Source organism: Streptococcus sp. DTU_2020_1000888_1_SI_GRL_NUU_041A, assembly GCF_032387735.1.
In the GTDB taxonomy this organism is placed as follows: domain Bacteria; phylum Bacillota; class Bacilli; order Lactobacillales; family Streptococcaceae; genus Streptococcus; species Streptococcus sanguinis.
Map to the genome: position 1 here is coordinate 262,247 of NZ_CP135591.1, position 18,368 is coordinate 280,614.

The 18,368-nt window shown below is 45.1% G+C and carries 22 protein-coding genes; 21 read left to right on the plus strand and 1 reads right to left on the minus strand.

Going from position 1 to position 18,368, the window contains the following annotated elements; all coding sequences use genetic code 11:
* Position 1 precedes the first annotated feature (1 nt).
* The 16 genes from RSK81_RS01425 (at position 2) to RSK81_RS01495 (ending at position 13,880) form a co-directional block, all read left to right on the plus strand.
* On the plus strand, positions 2 to 1,051 hold the full coding sequence (locus RSK81_RS01425) for an LLM class flavin-dependent oxidoreductase (protein WP_011837555.1): 1,050 nt from the start codon (positions 2 to 4) through the stop codon (positions 1,049 to 1,051).
* Between the two features lie 212 nt (positions 1,052 to 1,263).
* Complete coding sequence (locus RSK81_RS01430) at positions 1,264 to 2,310, plus strand: uroporphyrinogen decarboxylase family protein (RefSeq protein WP_315687176.1); 1,047 nt, start codon at positions 1,264 to 1,266, stop codon at positions 2,308 to 2,310.
* Positions 2,311 to 2,365: 55 nt separating this feature from the next.
* Positions 2,366 to 2,566 carry a hypothetical protein gene (locus RSK81_RS01435; RefSeq protein ID WP_002911630.1) on the plus strand — a complete coding sequence of 67 codons (201 nt, stop codon included), beginning with the start codon at positions 2,366 to 2,368 and terminating at the stop codon, positions 2,564 to 2,566.
* Between the two features lie 83 nt (positions 2,567 to 2,649).
* Entirely contained in the window at positions 2,650 to 3,651 is a 1,002-nt protein-coding gene (locus RSK81_RS01440) for a uroporphyrinogen decarboxylase family protein (protein WP_002914090.1), read from the plus strand.
* 15 nt (positions 3,652 to 3,666) lie between these two features.
* The gene (locus RSK81_RS01445) at positions 3,667 to 4,551 is read left to right on the plus strand and encodes a transporter substrate-binding domain-containing protein (protein ID WP_315687178.1); all 885 of its coding nucleotides are present in this window, start codon (positions 3,667 to 3,669) and stop codon (positions 4,549 to 4,551) included.
* Between the two features lie 207 nt (positions 4,552 to 4,758).
* Positions 4,759 to 5,451, plus strand: a complete 693-nt coding sequence (locus RSK81_RS01450; protein ID WP_315687180.1) for an amino acid ABC transporter permease — start codon at positions 4,759 to 4,761, stop codon at positions 5,449 to 5,451.
* A gap of 3 nt (positions 5,452 to 5,454) precedes the next feature.
* On the plus strand, positions 5,455 to 6,141 hold the full coding sequence (locus RSK81_RS01455) for an amino acid ABC transporter permease (protein WP_002902204.1): 687 nt from the start codon (positions 5,455 to 5,457) through the stop codon (positions 6,139 to 6,141).
* A 12-nt stretch (positions 6,142 to 6,153) separates the two neighbouring features.
* Positions 6,154 to 6,918 (plus strand): amino acid ABC transporter ATP-binding protein, encoded by a 765-nt coding sequence (locus RSK81_RS01460; protein WP_002911634.1) that lies wholly within the window; start codon positions 6,154 to 6,156, stop codon positions 6,916 to 6,918.
* A gap of 456 nt (positions 6,919 to 7,374) precedes the next feature.
* Positions 7,375 to 9,513: an ATP-dependent Clp protease ATP-binding subunit gene (locus RSK81_RS01465; RefSeq protein WP_315687182.1), complete on the plus strand. Its 2,139-nt coding sequence runs from the start codon at positions 7,375 to 7,377 to the stop codon at positions 9,511 to 9,513.
* Between the two features lie 261 nt (positions 9,514 to 9,774).
* The gene (locus RSK81_RS01470) at positions 9,775 to 10,059 is read left to right on the plus strand and encodes a hypothetical protein (RefSeq protein ID WP_002926135.1); all 285 of its coding nucleotides are present in this window, start codon (positions 9,775 to 9,777) and stop codon (positions 10,057 to 10,059) included.
* Between the two features lie 260 nt (positions 10,060 to 10,319).
* On the plus strand, positions 10,320 to 10,652 hold the full coding sequence (locus tag RSK81_RS12900) for a CAAX protease (RefSeq protein WP_410530911.1): 333 nt from the start codon (positions 10,320 to 10,322) through the stop codon (positions 10,650 to 10,652).
* A gap of 272 nt (positions 10,653 to 10,924) precedes the next feature.
* Positions 10,925 to 11,197: a TIGR04197 family type VII secretion effector gene (locus tag RSK81_RS01475; RefSeq protein WP_061602664.1), complete on the plus strand. Its 273-nt coding sequence runs from the start codon at positions 10,925 to 10,927 to the stop codon at positions 11,195 to 11,197.
* A gap of 12 nt (positions 11,198 to 11,209) precedes the next feature.
* Positions 11,210 to 11,572, plus strand: coding sequence for a hypothetical protein (locus RSK81_RS01480; protein WP_061602663.1), 363 nt, complete (start codon positions 11,210 to 11,212; stop codon positions 11,570 to 11,572).
* A complete protein-coding gene (locus RSK81_RS01485; RefSeq protein WP_061602662.1) occupies positions 11,562 to 13,142 on the plus strand; it encodes a virulence protein in 1,581 nt (526 codons plus the stop codon). Before RSK81_RS01480 ends, RSK81_RS01485 begins: the two co-directional genes overlap by 11 nt.
* A 17-nt stretch (positions 13,143 to 13,159) precedes the next feature.
* Positions 13,160 to 13,480: a DUF4176 domain-containing protein gene (locus RSK81_RS01490; protein WP_002907960.1), complete on the plus strand. Its 321-nt coding sequence runs from the start codon at positions 13,160 to 13,162 to the stop codon at positions 13,478 to 13,480.
* A complete protein-coding gene (locus RSK81_RS01495) occupies positions 13,470 to 13,880 on the plus strand; it encodes a hypothetical protein (RefSeq protein ID WP_002902216.1) in 411 nt (136 codons plus the stop codon). Before RSK81_RS01490 ends, RSK81_RS01495 begins: the two co-directional genes overlap by 11 nt.
* Before the next feature lie 132 nt (positions 13,881 to 14,012).
* On the opposite strand, the gene RSK81_RS01500 is transcribed toward RSK81_RS01495, so the two are convergent.
* Complete coding sequence (locus RSK81_RS01500) at positions 14,013 to 14,153, minus strand: hypothetical protein (RefSeq protein ID WP_009660079.1); 141 nt, start codon at positions 14,151 to 14,153, stop codon at positions 14,013 to 14,015.
* A 384-nt stretch (positions 14,154 to 14,537) separates the two neighbouring features.
* On the opposite strand from RSK81_RS01500, the gene RSK81_RS01505 reads away from it, so the two are divergent.
* The 5 genes from RSK81_RS01505 (at position 14,538) to RSK81_RS01525 (ending at position 18,368) form a co-directional block, all read left to right on the plus strand.
* The gene (locus RSK81_RS01505; RefSeq protein WP_002893837.1) at positions 14,538 to 14,795 is read left to right on the plus strand and encodes a hypothetical protein; all 258 of its coding nucleotides are present in this window, start codon (positions 14,538 to 14,540) and stop codon (positions 14,793 to 14,795) included.
* 443 nt (positions 14,796 to 15,238) lie between these two features.
* Positions 15,239 to 16,696 carry a PTS ascorbate transporter subunit IIC gene (locus tag RSK81_RS01510; RefSeq protein WP_002899076.1) on the plus strand — a complete coding sequence of 486 codons (1,458 nt, stop codon included), beginning with the start codon at positions 15,239 to 15,241 and terminating at the stop codon, positions 16,694 to 16,696.
* A gap of 40 nt (positions 16,697 to 16,736) precedes the next feature.
* Entirely contained in the window at positions 16,737 to 17,015 is a 279-nt protein-coding gene (locus RSK81_RS01515) for a PTS sugar transporter subunit IIB (protein WP_002899074.1), read from the plus strand.
* Positions 17,016 to 17,163: 148 nt separating this feature from the next.
* Positions 17,164 to 17,649, plus strand: a complete 486-nt coding sequence (locus RSK81_RS01520; RefSeq protein WP_101771927.1) for a PTS sugar transporter subunit IIA — start codon at positions 17,164 to 17,166, stop codon at positions 17,647 to 17,649.
* A gap of 53 nt (positions 17,650 to 17,702) precedes the next feature.
* Positions 17,703 to 18,368 carry a 3-keto-L-gulonate-6-phosphate decarboxylase UlaD gene (locus RSK81_RS01525; protein ID WP_011837547.1) on the plus strand — a complete coding sequence of 222 codons (666 nt, stop codon included), beginning with the start codon at positions 17,703 to 17,705 and terminating at the stop codon, positions 18,366 to 18,368.

An 18,368-nucleotide genomic window follows, 5' to 3' on the forward strand; every position in this document is an offset into this window, starting at 1 on the left:
CATGGTGGAATTAGGTATTTCTACTTTTGGAGAGACAACGCCGCTGGAGGGGACAGGGCAGACCTATACTCATGATGAGCGGATTCGGCAGCTGGTAGCAGAGATTGAGCTGGCAGACAAGGTGGGGCTGGACGTGTATGGCATTGGAGAGCATCACAGGGAGGACTTTGCGGTCTCTGCGCCGGAGATTGTGCTGGCGGCTGGTGCAATCAAGACGGAGAAGATTCGTTTGACCAGTGCTGTCAGTGTCCTGTCGAGCTTGGATCCTATCCGAGTCTACCAGCAGTATGCGACGATTGATGCATTGTCAAATGGCAGAGCAGAGGTCATGGCTGGCCGTGGTTCTTTTATCGAGTCCTTTCCGCTCTTTGGCTATGACTTGAAGGATTATGAAGAGCTTTTTGATGAAAAGCTGGACCTGCTCCTCTATGCCAATGCCGAGACTCGGCTAAATTGGAAGGGCAAGCTGACGCAGACTATTGAAAATCGGGAAGTCTACCCACGGGCTGTGCAAGAAACATTGCCAGTTTGGGTAGCGACGGGGGGCAATGTCGAGTCCACCATTAAGGTCGCCCAGAAGGGCCTGCCTATTGCGTATGCCATTATCGGTGGACAGCCTAAGCGCTTCAAGCCCCTGCTGGATGCCTATCGCCGGATTGGGCAGGAAAGTGGCCACTCAGATGAAAAATTGAAGATTGCTGCCCACTCTTGGGGCTGGGTCATGGAGGATAATGAGGAGGCGGTCCGGACTTACTTCCATCCGACCAAGCAGGTAGTGGACGCTATCTCTAAGGACCGCCCTCACTGGCGGGAGATGACCTATGAGCAATACCTAGATCAGGTAGGACCAGAGGGGGCCATGTTTGTCGGTAGCCCTGAAAAGGTCGCTCAGAAATTGATCAAGATGATAGAGGAGCTGGGACTAGACCGCTTCATGCTGCATCTGCCGTTGGGATCGCTTCCGCATGAGCAGGTTCTCCAGTCTATCGAACTCTTTGGCACCAAGGTTGCACCGCTCGTGCGGGAGTATTTTGCAGCTAAGGGTAAGTAAGATCGGAGTAGCAGTTTTTTGATAAAAATTACCTATCTCATCCATAGAAAATATATATGGTACTTATCTAAAAAGGGTACAAAAAATAAGGTGGTTCAGCAGAGTCTGAAAAGCCTTGAAAAAGCTAGCTTAGTCTAGCTTTTTTATTTTGCTTTGATAAATATTTTTAATCAGGCTGATAGGGAAAATATATTTCCCAGAAGAAGGAGAGGATGGTAAGATATATTACAAATTCAAAGAAGGAGGAAGCAATGGTCAGCAAGAAAGAATTAGTGCTGAGAGCTTTTCGGGGTGAAGAAGTTGACCGAGTGCCTGTTGGATTCTGGTTTCACTTTGTAAGCCAAGAGGAAAAGATGCTAGGACTAGATAATCCAGTGATTTTCAATAAAAGTGTTGAGGGGCATGCTGCTTATGTTCGAGCTGCACGACCAGACTTTGTCAAGATTATGAGCGATGGCTTCTTTAAGTATCCTAGCGCGCTTTATTCGGATCATATTGAGTCCATTCGGGACTTGGCTGCTATTCAGTCTATCGGTGAGCATCATCCTTGGATTGAGCAGCAGATTGAGATGGTGAAGGCTGTAAAAGCAAGCTATCCAGAGGACCTCGCTTCCTTCTACAATATCTTTGCGCCGGTCTCCTATCTCAAGCGCTGGTTCCGCAGGGAAGGGTCACGAGGAGATAGAGAGATTGCAGATTTTCTGGCAGAGGATTCCGAGCTGACAGGACATGTTTTAGATGTCATTGCTGGCGATATTGCTATTTTGACTAGACGTATCATTGAGGAAGCAGGCATTGAGGGGATTTATCTCAGTACCCAGCAAATCCAAGACGGTCGGGTAGATGAGGCCAGTTATCGTCGTTATATTGAGCCTAGTACGATTAAGGTTCTGGAAGCGGCCAATGCGGCTGGTGGCCAGAATATTCTCCATATCTGCGGCTTTGAAGGAGCCAGCAATGATTTGGAACTGTTCAAGGACTATCCGGCTCAAGTCTTTAACTGGGCAACTCATCATGAGGGGGTCAGCTTAGCGGAAGGGCGCAAGCTCTTTGGCGGTCAGGCTGTCCTAGGCGGCTTTGAAAATGGCAGAGCAGCTCTTCTAAATACGGGCAGTCGTGCAGAATTAGAGAATGAGACCAAGCGGCTGCTGGCTGAAACTGGCAGTCAGGGAGTGATTCTAGGGGCTGACTGTACTGTACCAGATGATTTTGAAATAGAAAGATTGGACTGGATCCGCCAGGCAGCTAATCAGTTCTGATGGAATTGCCAAAGTCCTAAAGAGCAATTTTCAACTCTTTCAAGGAGGAAGATAGATGAATCGGTATCAAAAAATGCTTGCTGCTCTTGCTCTGATATTATTGATAATAGGAACCTTTCTGAGCATCAGTCAGATTTATGCTCATCAGTCTTCAGACAAAAAAGAAGATGATTTGCAGGCGCTCAAGAAACTGCCTGAGCAGTCAACTGGCTTGATGCAGCCCAATGATATCGCTGCCCTGCTCTTGTCGGATTAGAATTTTAAAAGGTTGACTTAGCTCAATGAGCAAGCTAAAAAACAAACCATTGGCTAGATAAGGATAATAAAAAAGGAGAAAAGATGACTTCAAAAAGAGAATTAGTACTGAAGGCCTTCAGAGGAGAGCCCGTTGACCGAGTGCCAGTTGGTTTCTGGCATCATTTTACCAACGAGGATGAGTGGCTGGTAGGTTTTGGAAATCAGGCCATTATTGAGAAAAATCTGGCTGGCCATCAAGCTTTTCTGGCAGAAGTCGAGCCAGACTTTATCAAGCTGATGAGTGATGGTTATTTTGCCTATCCTAATGAACGCTTGAAAAAAGTCCAATCTATAAAAGACTTAGCAGATATTGAGCCGCTAGGTGCTGACCACCCTTGGATTAGTGAGCAAGTGGAACTGGTTCAGAAGATTAGGGCTGGATTTACAGAAGACTTGGTCGCTATTTACAATATTTTTGCGCCAGTGACCTACTTCAAATGGTTGATCGGTAAGGTTGCTGGTGGAGATGATATCATTGCAGATTTCTTGGTGGAGGATGCGGTGCTCACGAAGCGGGTGCTGGATGTGATTGCTCAAGATATTGCAGCTCTGACGGAGCGGATTATCAAGGAAGCTGGTGCGGATGGAATCTACCTCAGCGTTCAGAGCATTCAGGATGCGCGGGTGTCGGCTGAAGACTATAAGGCTTTTATTGCTCCTAGTGAATTGGCGGTGCTGGAAGCAGCCAATGCGGCTGGCGGAGTGAATATCCTGCACATTTGCGGTTACGAAGGCGCGCGAAATGATGTTCATCTTTTTACTGACTATCCAGCTCAGGTCATCAACTGGGCAGTGGGGCCAGAAGGCATCAGCCTAGCGGAGGGCCGGAAATTGTTTGGCGGTCGTACTGTCTTGGGTGGCTTTGAAAATGGCAAGGAAGGCCTGCTCTACACGGGCAGTCAAGCAGTTATTCAAGACGAGACCAAGCGGCTGATAGCAGAGGCTGGCAAGGTAGCTTTGATTATCGGGGCTGACTGTACTATTCCAAGCGATATTGAAGCAGAGCGGATTCAGTGGGTTCGCCAAGCAGCAAGTTTAGCATAAGAAGGAGGCGAAAGAATGAGCAAGAAAAAATGGATTATTGGTGGAGCAGCAGTGATTGCTATTGTAGTGGCGACTTATTTGGGGCGAACCTTGACAGGTGCTTCATCTAGCAAGACGAGCAGCTCTGCATCAGGCAGTGGCAAGGTCACGACATTGAAAGTGGCACATACACAGAACTATGTTCCTTATGACTTTGTGGACGAAAAAGGCGAGTCAGATGGCTATGAAGTTGCTGTTCTCAAGGCCATTGATGAAAAGCTGCCAGACTATCAGTTTGAATATACTGGTACCAGTGATGAAGATCTCTTAGTCGGTCTGGAATCTGGAAAATATGACATCGGAACCAAGGGAGCATGGTACACCGAAGAGCGGGCGAAGAAGTTCATCATTCCAAAAAGCCCAATCGGCGCTAGCATTATCGGTTTCACTATTCGCAAGGAAGACGCTGAAAAATACAAAACCATTGATGATTTTGCCAAGGAAAAGGGCAAGTTGGTACCGATTTCTCCGCAGAATGCTCAATGGGCTGTTATCGAAGAGTATAACCAAAAGCATAGCGGTGCTCCTATTGATTTGACTGCAGCAGAGTCCTTCAAGGTGGCTGATGCTTATGCTTGGGTTCTGGAAGGGCGCTACGATGCTTTCTTTGACATCAAGCTGTCTTTTGAAAAAGCAGTGACAGATAAAGAAGGTTCTTACCATCAGTATGCGGATCAACTGACTTGGTTCCCTTACAAGGGGATTCCGACCTATCCCCTGCTTCACAAAAACGAAAAAAATCAAGAATTTGCCAAGGCATACGAGAAGGCAATTAAGGAACTGGAAAAAGACGGAACCTTGGCTAAACTATCTGAAAAGTATTTCGGAGAGGATGTCTTCTCTTATGTGGACAAGGATTAGTTGCTGCTGTCTGCTGATTATGGAAAATCAAAAGGCTGACTGAGAAGCTGGCTGAAAATAGAGTTGGTGGCTTCTAAGCTGACCTTGCTGCTGTTTGAAGGAATTTTCAAAGAGGATAGCTAGGCGAGAGCATGGTTGCTCCAAGCTGAAAGCGCCCGTCCAAGAGAAGCTTATTCTATCTAATCATTGTCGAAGGAGAAGAAAATTATGGTCTCGTATGACTTGTCCCGTGTCTTTGGCCTGCTGCCTAGTCTGTTGCAGGCTCTGCCGACCACTTTATGGATTATGTTTGTGACAGCTTTGATTGGCTCCTTACTGGGTGGTCTGTTGGCTTGGGCTCAGATCACCGAGGAGCAGTCTTTTGCTGGCCTGGCTAGAGGATATATATTTATCCTTAGATGTACGCCGCCTATTGTCTTACTTTTCTTGGTTTTTTATGGCATTCCAGAGTTTTTAGAATGGTGGCTGGGGCTGGATATCAATAATTGGTCGCGTACTGTTTTTGTTATCATCACCATGATTCTGCTCTTTGCGGCTATGATTGCGGAAGTCTTCAAGGCAGCCTATCTTGCTGTTCCCAAGGGACAGACTGAGGCAGGTCTCAGTATTGGCTTGACACCGCTGCAGACTTTTCTGCGTATTGTCCTGCCACAGGCGTTTCGCATCGCCCTGCCCAATCTCACTACCGCCCTTCTTAATCTCATGCGAGATGCTGCGCTGGCTTATACGATTGGGGCAGTGGATGTCATGGGAGCAGGGCAAAATCTCATCAGTCGGAATCTGGGCAATTATTCCCTAGAAACCTATACAGCGGTGGCCTTGATTTACTGGGGGATTGCCCTAGTGGTTTCGCTGGCTTCCCAGCTTCTGGAAAAAAGTCTGACAGTCAAGGAGAGGTAAAGCATGGATTTGAATTATATTGTAAATACCTTTCTGGTAACGTTGAAAGGCATACCAGTAACCTTGATCATTATGGTGGTGGCTATTCTGCTCAGCTTTATTCCGGCTCTGCTTCTAGCTCTGGGGCAGATTTATAAAGTTCGGGGTGTTCGGACCTTTTCGGTGGTTTATCTGGCCTTTATTCGGGCGACACCTCCCATTTTGCTCATTCTCTTTTTCTATAGTCTTTTTCCTAGCTTACTGAATCAAATTTTTAAAAATCTGGGCAGTCAGGTAGACGTCTTTAAGTTCAATCCACTTTACTATGCTTTCATCATCTATAGCCTGATGACGACAGGCAGTTTGTCGGAAATACTGCGCTCTGCCATATTGACAGTGGATAAAGGACAGTTAGAAGCGGCTCAAGCGATTGGTTTAACGAATTTTCAAGCCTATCGGAGGATTGTTTTTCCTCAGGCTCTGCGCTCTGCCCTGCCCAATCTGGCCAATCTGGTTATCAATCTAGTCAAGGGAACCTCGCTGGTATTTGTCATGACAGTCAAGGATATCACAGCCCTGGCTAAGATAGAAGCCTCCCATTCTTACCAGTATTCAGAGTCTTATCTGGTGATTTTTGTTATTTATCTCATTATTTGTGGCTTGATTCAGTGGATGTTTAGGGGCTTGGAAAAGCGCTACGCTCTTGCTTAGGAAGGAAAGATTATGTTAGAAGTAAAACATATCTCCAAACGGTTTGGAGAGCATCAGGTGCTGGCAGATGTCAGTCTCAAGGTCAATCAAGGTGATGTTGTGGTTATTCTAGGACCCTCAGGCTCTGGGAAAACAACATTTCTGCGCTGTCTGAATCACTTAGAAAAAGCGGATGGCGGCCAGCTGACTCTGTCTGGTAAAGACTATGATTTGGCTAAGCTCAGCAAAAAGGAGATTTTAGAAATCCGTAGAAAGACGGCCTTTGTCTTCCAGCATTATAATCTCTTTGCCAATAAAACAGCCCTTGAAAATATCTTAGAAGGCTTAGTGATCGCTCGTAAGATACCGAGGGAAGAAGCGCTTGAGATTGCGGAAGAGTCCTTGAAGCGCGTGGGTCTCTTGGCCTACAAAGACTACTATCCTTCCCAGCTATCAGGCGGCCAGCAGCAGCGGATTGGGATTGCCCGCGCCATTGCTGTCAAGCCAGACGTTATCCTGCTGGATGAACCAACTTCGGCGCTAGATCCGGAACTGGTCGGCGAAGTTCTTAGTGTCATGAAGCAGCTGGCTCAGGAGGGAGTGACCATGGTCGTTGTGACCCACGAGATGAGCTTTGCCCGCGATGTGGCCAACCATGTCATCTTTATGGACGGAGGCCACATAATTGAAGAAAATCCTCCTCAGGAATTCTTCTCTAGTCCGAAGGAAGAACGGACCAAACAGTTTCTGTCCCGTATTCTGTCGGATGCCAGCTATAGTGTAGAGTATATGATTTAAAATCTGGACTATGTCCAGATTTTTATTATAAAAAAGCGTCTTTATAGGAATGAAAAGAGCCTAAACCAAAATTTTGATTACATTTGTAAATTTATTTTAAAAAATTATGTAAAATCTATTGACAAATAAATTCTGTCATGATAAAATTACAACTGTAAACAAAAAAGTTTACGTAAATTTAATCAGAAGATGTGAATATAGCCGGAAGGCGATTATTTTTGGGAGGATTAAAAATTATGTAAGATCATCTTCTTCCGAAAGAGATCAAATCACTCATAAAAATAGAGACTGAATCAGTCTTGATTTTTGAAAAGAGAATAAGTTATGTAAAATAATAGATAGGAGAAGATCTCCCAAATGAAAATTTATAGTAGATAAGGAAGAGATTTCTTATCTCAAACTTTAGTAAAAATAAAAATTATGTAAAGCAAAATATGAAAAAAGCGAGGTAATGCTATGAACAACAACTACAACAATTTTAATAATATGGACGACCTTTTCAACCAACTTATGGGACGCATGGGTGGCTACAACAGCGAACACCGGCGCTACTTGATTAATGGTAGAGAGGTCACACCGGAAGAGTTTGCTCAGTACCGGGCTACTGGCAAGCTCCCTGGTCAAGGAACAGGTGAGCAGACTGGCCAAACTGCTGCTCATGGACCTAAGCAAGATGGTATCCTAGCTAAGCTGGGTCGCAATCTGACTCAGGAAGCGCGTGATGGCAAGTTAGATCCAGTCATTGGGCGCAATAAGGAAATCCAAGAAACTGCTGAAATCCTTTCTCGCCGGACTAAGAATAATCCGGTTCTGGTCGGAGATGCCGGAGTTGGTAAGACAGCTGTCGTAGAAGGATTGGCTCAGGCTATCGTCAATGGTGATGTGCCAGCGGCTATCAAGAATAAGGAAATTATTTCTGTTGATATTTCCGGTCTGGAAGCTGGAACCCAATATCGTGGTAGCTTTGAAGAAAATATTCAAAATTTAGTCAATGAAGTCAAGGAATCCGGCAACATTATCCTCTTCTTTGACGAAATCCATCAAATTCTAGGAGCAGGATCTATCGGTGGAGATAGTGGCTCTAAGGGCATGGCGGATATTCTCAAACCAGCACTTTCTCGTGGTGAGTTAACCGTCATCGGGGCTACTACTCAGGACGAGTATCGCAATACTATCCTTAAAAATGCTGCTTTGGCTCGTCGTTTCAATGAAGTCAAGGTCAATGCACCGTCTGCCGAAGATACCTATCAGATCCTTCGAGGCATTCGGGACCTGTATGAAAAGCACCACAATGTCATCCTGCCAGATGAAGTGCTGAAAGCAGCTGTGGACTACTCTGTTCAGTATATTCCACAACGGAGCTTGCCAGACAAGGCGATTGACCTGGTCGATGTGACTGCTGCCCACTTGGCAGCCCAGCATCCAGTAACCGATGTTCATGCGGTTGAAAATGAGATTGCTGAGCAAAAAGACAAACAGGAAGCGGCTGTTGAGAAAGAAGATTATGAAGCAGCTCTGAATGCTAAGACTCGCATTGAAGAGCTAGAAAAGAAAATTCAAAATCACACTGAGGATATGAAGGTGACAGCTACGGTCAACGATGTAGCAGAGTCTGTTGAACGGATGACGGGTGTGCCGGTATCTCAAATGGGAGCTAGCGACATTGAGCGCCTCAAGGGCATGAATGACCGTCTCAAAGCTAAAGTGATTGGCCAAGACAAGGCTGTAGAAGCCGTGGCTAGAGCTATCCGCCGTAACCGTGCAGGATTTGATGAAGGCAACCGTCCAATCGGCAGCTTCCTCTTCGTTGGTCCGACAGGTGTCGGAAAGACTGAGCTGGCTAAGCAACTGGCTTTGGATATGTTTGGTACCAAGGAAGCCATCATCCGTCTGGATATGTCAGAATACTCCGACCGGACTGCTGTTTCCAAGCTGATTGGTACGACTGCCGGCTATGTTGGCTATGATGACAACAACAACACCTTAACCGAGCGTGTGCGCCGCAATCCTTACTCTATCATTCTCTTGGATGAGATTGAAAAGGCGGATCCACAAGTGATTACCCTTCTCCTTCAAGTTCTGGATGACGGTCGTTTGACAGATGGTCAAGGGAATACAGTCAACTTCAAGAACACGGTCATCATTGCGACTTCCAATGCTGGCTTTGGCTACGAAGCTGGCTTGGAAGAGGATGCAGAAAAACCTGATTTGATGGATCGACTCAAAGCTTACTTCCGTCCAGAATTCCTCAATCGTTTCAATGCGGTTATTGAGTTCTCTCATCTCAAGAAAGAAGACTTGATGGAGATTGTGAATCTCATGCTGATCGAAGTAAATCAAACCTTGAGCAAGAAAGAAATTGATCTGGCTGTATCTGATGCAGCTAAGGAATTCCTGCGCGATGCTGGTTATGACCAAGTCATGGGTGTCCGTCCGCTCCGCCGTGTCATTGAGCAGCAAATTCGTGACAAGGTGACTGACTTCCACTTGGATAATCTAGATGCTAAGCACTTGACAGCCGATTTGGAAGATGGTGTCTTAGTTATTCGTGAAAAGGGTGCTGCCGCATCTGAAGAAGACAAGCAAGCAGAATAAAGCTTACTAAGTCAACTAACTTTTCAAAGACCTCCTTCTTAGATGAAGGCAGGTCTTTTTTGCTGAGTATGAATTTCAAATAACTCTCCTTTCTGGAAATAAATTAGCGTTTATTCCAAAATATCAACTTGACTCTCCTTAACAGAACCTAAAAGCAAGCAACTTTATAAAGCCAGTATATTAGCCTATCAGGGGGATCAGCTTTATGCAGAAGGATTTAAAACAAGAGAGATGAATAATTTTTGACGAAAGCAGACTGCTATGAAACAGTCCATAACTACAATTAAGCGCAATGTCATTATCTTTGCATTCTTCAGCACCCTATGTGGTTGGATTGGTTATGTCGTTGATAAAGTAACCGGCCAGGCTCATTACGAAAATATCGGAACAGAGATAGGAAGTGGCTCTTTAGGGATGCTGATTTGGCTGGTAACTCCGTTAATCTGTACCATCTTTCTTCGAAGCTTTGGCGGAGACGGCTGGAAAGAGGCAGGGTTTCCATTAATTTTAAAAATAACAAAAAATTATACCTTGTTAGTTTTTTAGTCTACCCTCTTGTTACGATGATAGTGATACTCTTGGGACTGATGACACAAGGCATCAGAGTGACAGGTATGAAGGTTGAGTTCACAGTCTATCTTAGAATCTTGCTCACACAGATAGGGACTCAATTTATAAAAAATATTTTTGAAGAATCTGTTTGGAGGGCAAATCTTACTAATCAATTAATCAAATAAAAATTATCCGATTTAAAACTATATCTACTTGTTGGCTTTATCTGGTGGATTTGGCATCTGCCTTACATTATGAAGCTTCTGTCTGAGAGAGAAATCCAAAATACCTTACCGGTTGGAAGGTTTACATTCTTCCTTATCGGGATGATAACTGTTGCATGCTGGACGGTCATGTATACAGAGATTTTTAGAATTACTAAGTCTGTCTGGCCGCTGGTAATTATGCACACTATGGAGGATGCGGTTATAAATCCTTTACTATTACTAGGCTTTGTCTCGGTAGAAAAAAATCAAGCTTTCCTCTTCTCGCTATCAGTGGGGATGATTCCGACCATGCTTTATTTAACAGTTGGTCTAGTGATACGAAAGTGGAGGAAAAAACAGGAGTATGGAAAGGCGAGCTAACAAAGTAATAGAAAGCAGATTCCTGATAATGTTACCGGATCTCGCTTAGATAATCTGTCTGCCAAAGATTTGCAAGGCAATCTGGAAGATGAGTTTTTGATTATTCAGTAGCGGAAATTAGAGGCTTTAAAAGCACCAGCTTAAGTAGGTTTAGCAATTAACAAGATTGGAATTATTTATCAGTCTTGTTTCTTTTTGGTTAAAAAGCAGGCGGAGACTTGAACTTATAATATAAATGTCATAAAATAAAAGCAAAAACAGAGGAGCAAGCAATGTCAGATATTAAAAGTGATAATGGGCTGGCAGCTAGCCATGCTAATAGCTTTTCAGCCGCTTCCAGTCAGATAGGTGCAGCATCTCAGCCTGACAAGGATGCTATCAGTCGTTTGGAGGGAAATAGCCGGGCAAGTGAGGAAATTGATCATTCCAGTACGGCGTCAGCTGATATCGCCGGTAAGATTACAAGCTTCAGTCAGCTCCTGCAAAGCGTAGCAGAGGAATTTCAAGCGACCGACCAAGGACTGGCTGCGGATATTGAGGGATAAGGGGGAAGTAGTATGAAGAATTCCCAAACTCTGGCTGCCGAACGCCTGCAGGCTTTTGAAAAGTTGGATAAGGCTGAGGAGCAAAAGCGCCGTCTGGACCGCTTTGAAGAGGATATGGACTATCTCTATGACCGGGGGCTTTCGGCCTTGAGAGAGCTGAATTACCTGCCCTTAACGGCCAAGGACGGTCAGGATTTTTATGATATTATGGGTCTGGTTGAGCACAGTCACCGACTGCTGGATTTGGATATCCAGGATGGTCAGGATCGGCTGGATAAGGAAAGAAAAAAGCTAGACCGTCAGATTGAGACCATCCAGGGTCAGTATAGACAAGCTCTGGAAGCAGAAGAAAAGGAGGCTGGATATGGGCGCTAAGATGGAACTCCCCGCTTCCAACCAGCAGGCAGGGTCAATGGCCACTGCCGGCCAGGTGAGGATCGCGGCTTATGAATCTGCCATGCAGGCCATGGAAAGTTTTGCAGGGGAAAGCGGGCTGACCGGAACAGCATATGACAGTGCTAAAACCTACTGTCAGGGGATGTTTCTTCCCCTCTTTAAGGCAGCGATTCTCTTTGAAGAAGAGTTGGTCAAAGCTGGCAGCGACCTGCCCAGCCGTTATGTCAGTGAGGTAGCAGAAGAGAGTTTGGACCAAGATGTCCTGGAGAGTCAGATTGCTTCCTATGATCAGACCATTGACAGCCAAAATCAGGCTCTGACCGAGGCCAATAAACAGAAGGATGTGGCTGATTCTACCAAAAGCAGCATCCAGAATGCCATTACAGCAGCTCAGGACAAACGTCATGAATTGCAGGACAAGCTGAATAAACTGCTGGCCTTTTATTCATCGTCGGCCACTATTTTCGACAATCTGCCGGGGCTGGCTGCTGCTTTGGACCAAGCTCTGAGCTTGATGACAGAAGGGTTTACGAATTTTAACGGCAGCTTTGTCCTGCCTAGTCCGGACAGGATGACCTGGACCCAGACTGTTGAAACAGCTTGGGAGAGCAAAAAAGCCGTTGAAGCTGCCTTTCAAAAGGTCATGGATAAGCTAGACAGCGGTGAAGAGCTGACTCCGGAGGATATCAAGGCTGTCCAGGCCTATCTAGAGCGCTATCCCAGCCGGAACATACCGCAGGCCCTCCGCAGCCATCTGGAAGAAGCGGTCCAGCAGGCTGATCCCATCCTCAAGGCAAGACTGGACCAGGCCAAGGCAGATCAAGCTTCTGGTAGTCTCTCGCAGACTGCTTTCAATGGGCTGTGGGCTGGGGCTATGCTGGGCTTTATGAAGCAAGCAGGCAATCAAACTGGTGCCCAAACAGTAGCTATGCCTGCTGCCAAACAGTCTGCTGGTAGTAGCGGTGGTTCATCGGGCTTTTGGGACTTTCTTTTTGGTCATACCAATACCCTGGAACACTCCAAAAAGACTGACTGGAGTACAGGCTGGTTATATAGTACCTATGCCAAATACTCGACAACTGTGGAAGAAGACGATCCTGGTATTTTCAAGTACAAGACAAATAATGGTATTTTTAATGGAGTAGCTGTAGATTTGGGTGTGGCTTCTGTTGATATAGATGCCAGTGACTGGAAGCTTAATGCCAGCCCTCAAATCAGTGTCGGTGGCTATCATATTGGTGTCAATGGTAGTGTTGGCTTAAATACAGACACAGGTTGGCTCCCTATGCCGGAGATTAATCTTTCTCTACATGCTGGAACAGAGCAGCACGATACTGGGGCCGGTCTTAAATTATCTACTGATATCTGGAATGGTATGGTTGGAGTCTATGGCGTCGACTCGAACATCAGTAAAGACTCGAATGGAAATAAAACGGTGAATTCGGTTGAAACGGGGGCGCAAACCGTGAATGGTCTGGAAGTTGCAGCTGTAGTAGTTGCAGTGACAGTAGCTCCTGTAGTCGCCCTCCCAGCGCTTGCTCTGGCTTAAGGAGAAAGGAGACTTTGATGAAACAACAATTACCTATCGGAAGTGTAGTCATGGTTAAGGGCAGTTCTCAACCCCTGATGATTGTCAGCCAGTTTCCTGTGACGACCCTTGACGGACAGACCGGCTACTTTGACTTTGGGGCAGTAACCCTGCCCTCCGGTCTGACGGGAAAAGAATTAATCTTTTTTAATAAAGAAGATATTGAGCGGCTGGTCTTTGTTGGTTATGTAGATGTGACTTTTCAGGATTTGCTCCAGCGTTATGACGAGCTGATAGCTGATATCCCCTATCCCAGGCTGACCGTCCCGGAAAGAGCAGGAGCGGCAGATGAAGCGTAAGACAATTATTTTCTCAGGCCTAGTCCTCCTTGCTTTAGCTTTTGGAGCTCTCTTCCTCTTTGCCAGCCTGAATGAGGCCAGTCTGGACGGAGTGTATTACCGCCAGATTGAGGATGGGGCAGACGGCTTCAGTGGCTTGGACAAGGAAACGATTCTGAATATCAGAGACCAGCAAGTCACCTTCTATAAAGAGGGTCTGGAAGAGAAGGGCAGCATTGACCGCAAGGCCGGCAGTATCCGGCTAGGGTCTAAACTTTACAGCTATGTCCACAATGGGGATTTGCTCATGCTCAAGCTCAAGGAGGATCCGACCAATTCCAAGGAGGGCCTTTATCTGGTCAGAAAAGACAGCCCCTCAGCCAAGAGGCTAGAGCAGAAGTCTAAATCTCAGTCACCTTAATGCACAGCTACATCCGTCTCGTTCTAGCGAGGCGGATTTTGTCATTTGAACAGGCTCCTGCAGCAGAGAAAGAGCTGATAAGCCTTATACAAGTCTTCTATCAAAACCTTTCTATTGGCTTGGTGCTCCATTTCATAATTTGGAAATACTTGCAAGGGCATAAGAACTATAACTTGTCATCTGCTCTTTGTTTTCTTCTAGATACTGCCGTTCTCTCTGATAGACTAACATACTGGCTTCATGAAGCTGCTTACTTTTTAGAAAGGTTAACATTGCTATTTTCCTCTAAATTTTTTAAGTTTTTTCTTGAAAACTCTAAAGCAGACTAGTGTAAAATGCGGGAACGCAATACTGTATTTCATCAGCTTTCAGAAAATTAAAAAAACTGTTGGAAGACACTCACATAATCTGAACTAGCATGATTTAGGCTTCTAAAAAATGTTTAGATAATTTGGAGGAAGACAGCAAATGACAATTGGGCATTTTAAATTTTTTAGATAATGGAGATAAAACATAAATGTTTATAAAACAGGAAAAGTTGACATTTCAATAGATTCTGTTCTAATTTTTTGTACATTTTCAAGTTTTTATATATGTAAATGTCAGAAAAAAGTGTATAATGGATTAGTAAATTAAATTTTAGGAGAGGATTTAATTATGAAAAAGTTGGATATTACAACTATGCCCGACTATAGGAAAGTCGAGGCTGTTGTTCAGTTGTTAGTTAATGGAACCTTAACTAGTTATCGAATTGCGACGGATGCAAACATCAGCAAGATGAGTATCCTGACCTTAACTAAAGGGACCAGCAAAATTAAGAACATTACTTATCAAACTGCGATGGCCTTAATTAATTGGTATGAAGAAAACCATGAAAAATACGGCATCACCATTCATCAAAAGGCCGCAGGATAGTTTAAAACTATGATGTAGCTCAACCCTAACCCAGCTAACCATTTGGATAGCTGGGTTTTTCTATGTCTCTTAGCGATTGCCGGCTCGCAGAGTCAAGCAGAGCTTAGAGGCATTGATGCAGTTTGAGCGTAAGCGAAAACTACGTTCCGCAAAAACTTAATGAGACAAGCCAGAGGCGCAGTCGAATTTAGAGGCATAGATGTAGACTGAGCGGAAGCGAAGTCTAGGTTCTGCTAAAACTTAATGACACAAGCCAGAGGCGTAGTCGAACTTAGGAGCAGGATGTTCACTTTCTTACTTTTTTTCTGTCCTTAGGGGCAGATTTTTTTGACAGTCCAAGAGTGAACAGTCACCTGTGTAATTCTTGGTCTTTTTGTTACCGTTTTCAAGATTTATAATGAATCTATAAGAATAAGAAAAATAAAAAGTAAAGGGGAGTTACCATGAATATCCTTCTTAATATTCTAAATTGGTTCTCGCAGAACATTCTGCAAAATCCAGCTTTCTTCGTCGGCCTTTTGGTGCTAATCGGTTATGCGTTGCTCAAGAAACCTGCCCACGATGTGTTTGCCGGCTTCATTAAAGCAACGGTCGGCTATTTGATTCTTAATGCCGGAGCAGCCGGTTTGGTGAATACTTTCCGGCCAATTCTGGCAGCCCTGAACTTTAAGTTCAAAATTGGGGCGGCGGTCATTGATCCTTACTTTGGATTGACAGCGGCGAATACAAAGATTGCGGAAGAATTCCCAAACTTTGTCGGAACAGCTACAACAGCGCTCTTGATTGGCTTTGGCTTCAACATCCTACTAGTAGCTTTCCGTAAGGTCACTAAGATTCGGACTCTCTTCATCACTGGTCATATCATGGTTCAGCAGGCTGCTACTGTATCACTGATGGTGCTCTTGCTGGTACCGCAGCTGCGCAATAGCTGGGGAACCTTGGCTATCGGCCTCATCTGTGGTCTCTACTGGGCTGTTAGCTCCAATATGACTGTTGAAGCAACTCAGCGTTTGACTGGCGGTGGTGGTTTCGCCATCGGTCACCAGCAGCAATTTGCCATCTGGTTCGTTGATAAGGTTGCGCCTTTCTTTGGTAAAAAAGAAGAAAATCTGGACAATCTGAAGCTGCCTAAGTTCCTGTCTATCTTCCATGATACTGTCGTTGCTTCTGCAACTTTGATGCTAGTCTTCTTCGGTGCTATCCTCTTAGTCTTGGGACCAGATGTTATGGCCAACAAAGAAGTTATCACGACTGGTACACCATTTGACCCTGCCAAGCAAGACTTCTATATGTATATCATTCAGACAGCCTTTACCTTCTCAGTCTATCTCTTCATCCTCATGCAAGGGGTGCGCATGTTCGTATCAGAACTGACTAATGCCTTTCAAGGTATTTCAAGCAAGCTCTTGCCAGGTTCCTTCCCAGCGGTGGATGTGGCAGCGTCTTATGGATTTGGCTCACCAAATGCCGTTCTTTCCGGCTTTGCCTTTGGTTTGGTTGGTCAACTGATTACCATTGTACTATTGATTGTTTTCAAAAATCCAATCCTGATTATCACTGGTTTCGTTCCTGTCTTCTTTGACAATGCAGCGATTGCAGTCTATGCCGACAAGCGTGGTGGTTGGAAAGCAGCCCTTGTCCTATCATTTATTTCAGGTGTGCTGCAGGTAGCCCTTGGTGCTCTCTGTGTGGCTCTGCTAGGCTTGGCTTCTTACGGCGGATATCACGGTAATATCGATTTTGAAATTCCATGGTTAGGCTTTGGCTACATCTTCAAATATCTGGGTATTATCGGTTACGCTCTGGTTTGCTTCTTCTTCTTACTCATTCCTCAGCTGCAATTCGCTAGAGCTAAGGATAAGGAAGCCTACTATCAAGGTCAGGTACAGGCAGAAGACTAAACTTCTATGATTATAAAATAAGATTTCGGAGGAAACTGAAATGGTTAAAGTATTAACAGCATGCGGAAATGGCATGGGATCATCTATGGTGATTAAAATGAAAGTGGAAAATGCACTTCGTAATTTGGGACAGACAGACTTTACAGTCAATTCTTGCAGTGTCGGAGAGGCTAAAAGCTTAGCGTCGGGCTATGATATTGTCATTGCTTCTCTGCATTTAATCAATGAATTGGAAGGCCGAACCAATGGAAAATTAATCGGCTTGGACAACCTGATGGATGATAAAGAAATCACTGAAAAATTAAGTCAGGTATTGTAAAAATTTGTATCTATGAAGATGGGTTCTCAGTTAGGGTGGGGTGGTTAGGCTGCCCCACCTTCCTATATTATCTATTGTGAGATTGAGCAGGGGCTAAAATTCTGAAAAGGATTGAGGATGCCCCTTGTATCTAATGAAAGGAAGAGAAATGAATTTAAAACAAGTATTGACAGACAACAAGTCTATTCGTTTGGGTCTTTCAGCCGCGACTTGGCAGGAAGCGGTCAAACTGGCTGTAGAGCCCTTGATTGAGAGCGGTGCTGTTCAGCCTCAGTACTACGATGCCATCGTCGAGTCGACAGAAGAATATGGACCCTATTACATTCTTATGCCAGGCATGGCGATGCCTCATGCCAGACCAGAAGCTGGGGTTAATCGCGACGCTTTCTCCCTGATTACGCTGACAGAACCAGTCACTTTTTCAGATGGCAAGGAGGTTAGTGTTCTGCTTTCTTTGGCGGCTACCAGCTCCAAGATTCATACCAGCGTAGCCATTCCGCAGATTATTGCACTTTTTGAGCTGGAAAATTCCATTGAGCGGATTAAGGCTTGCAAGAGTGACGAAGAAGTGCTGGCTATGATAGAGGAATCAAAGGACAGTCCTTACTTGCAGGGCTTGGATCTGGATTCCTGATGGATGCTCAGAGAGACTAGGATATGATTGAAACTAAGAAGAGAGGTAAAAAGATGTCAAAACAGATTCCAAATTTACAGGTAGCATTGGACCATTCAGATTTGCAGGGAGCCATCAAGGCGGCTGTTTCTGTCGGCCATGAAGTAGATGTCATTGAGGCAGGAACGGTCTGTCTCTTGCAGGTGGGAAGCGAGCTTGTTGAAGTGCTCCGCAGCCTTTTCCCAGAGAAAATCATCGTGGCTGATACCAAGTGTGCGGATGCCGGCGGAACCGTAGCTAAAAACAATGCAGTGCGTGGTGCAGACTGGATGACCTGTATTTGCTCAGCCACCATTCCAACCATGAAGGCAGCCTTGAAAGCTATTCAGGAAGAGCGCGGCCAACGTGGGGAAATTCAGGTTGAACTCTACGGAGACTGGACTTATGAACAGGCTCAGACTTGGCTGGATGCAGGTATTTCTCAGGCTATTTACCACCAATCCCGTGATGCTCTTTTGGCTGGGGAAACTTGGGGAGAAAAGGATCTTAATAAGGTCAAGAAGCTGATTGAAATGGGCTTCCGTGTATCAGTGACAGGCGGTCTGAATATTGATACGCTCAAACTCTTTGAAGGAGTTGATGTCTTCACCTTCATTGCTGGACGCGGTATTACTGAGGCTGAAGATCCGGCTGCTGCTGCGCGGGCCTTTAAAGATGAAATCAAGCGAATTTGGGGGTAA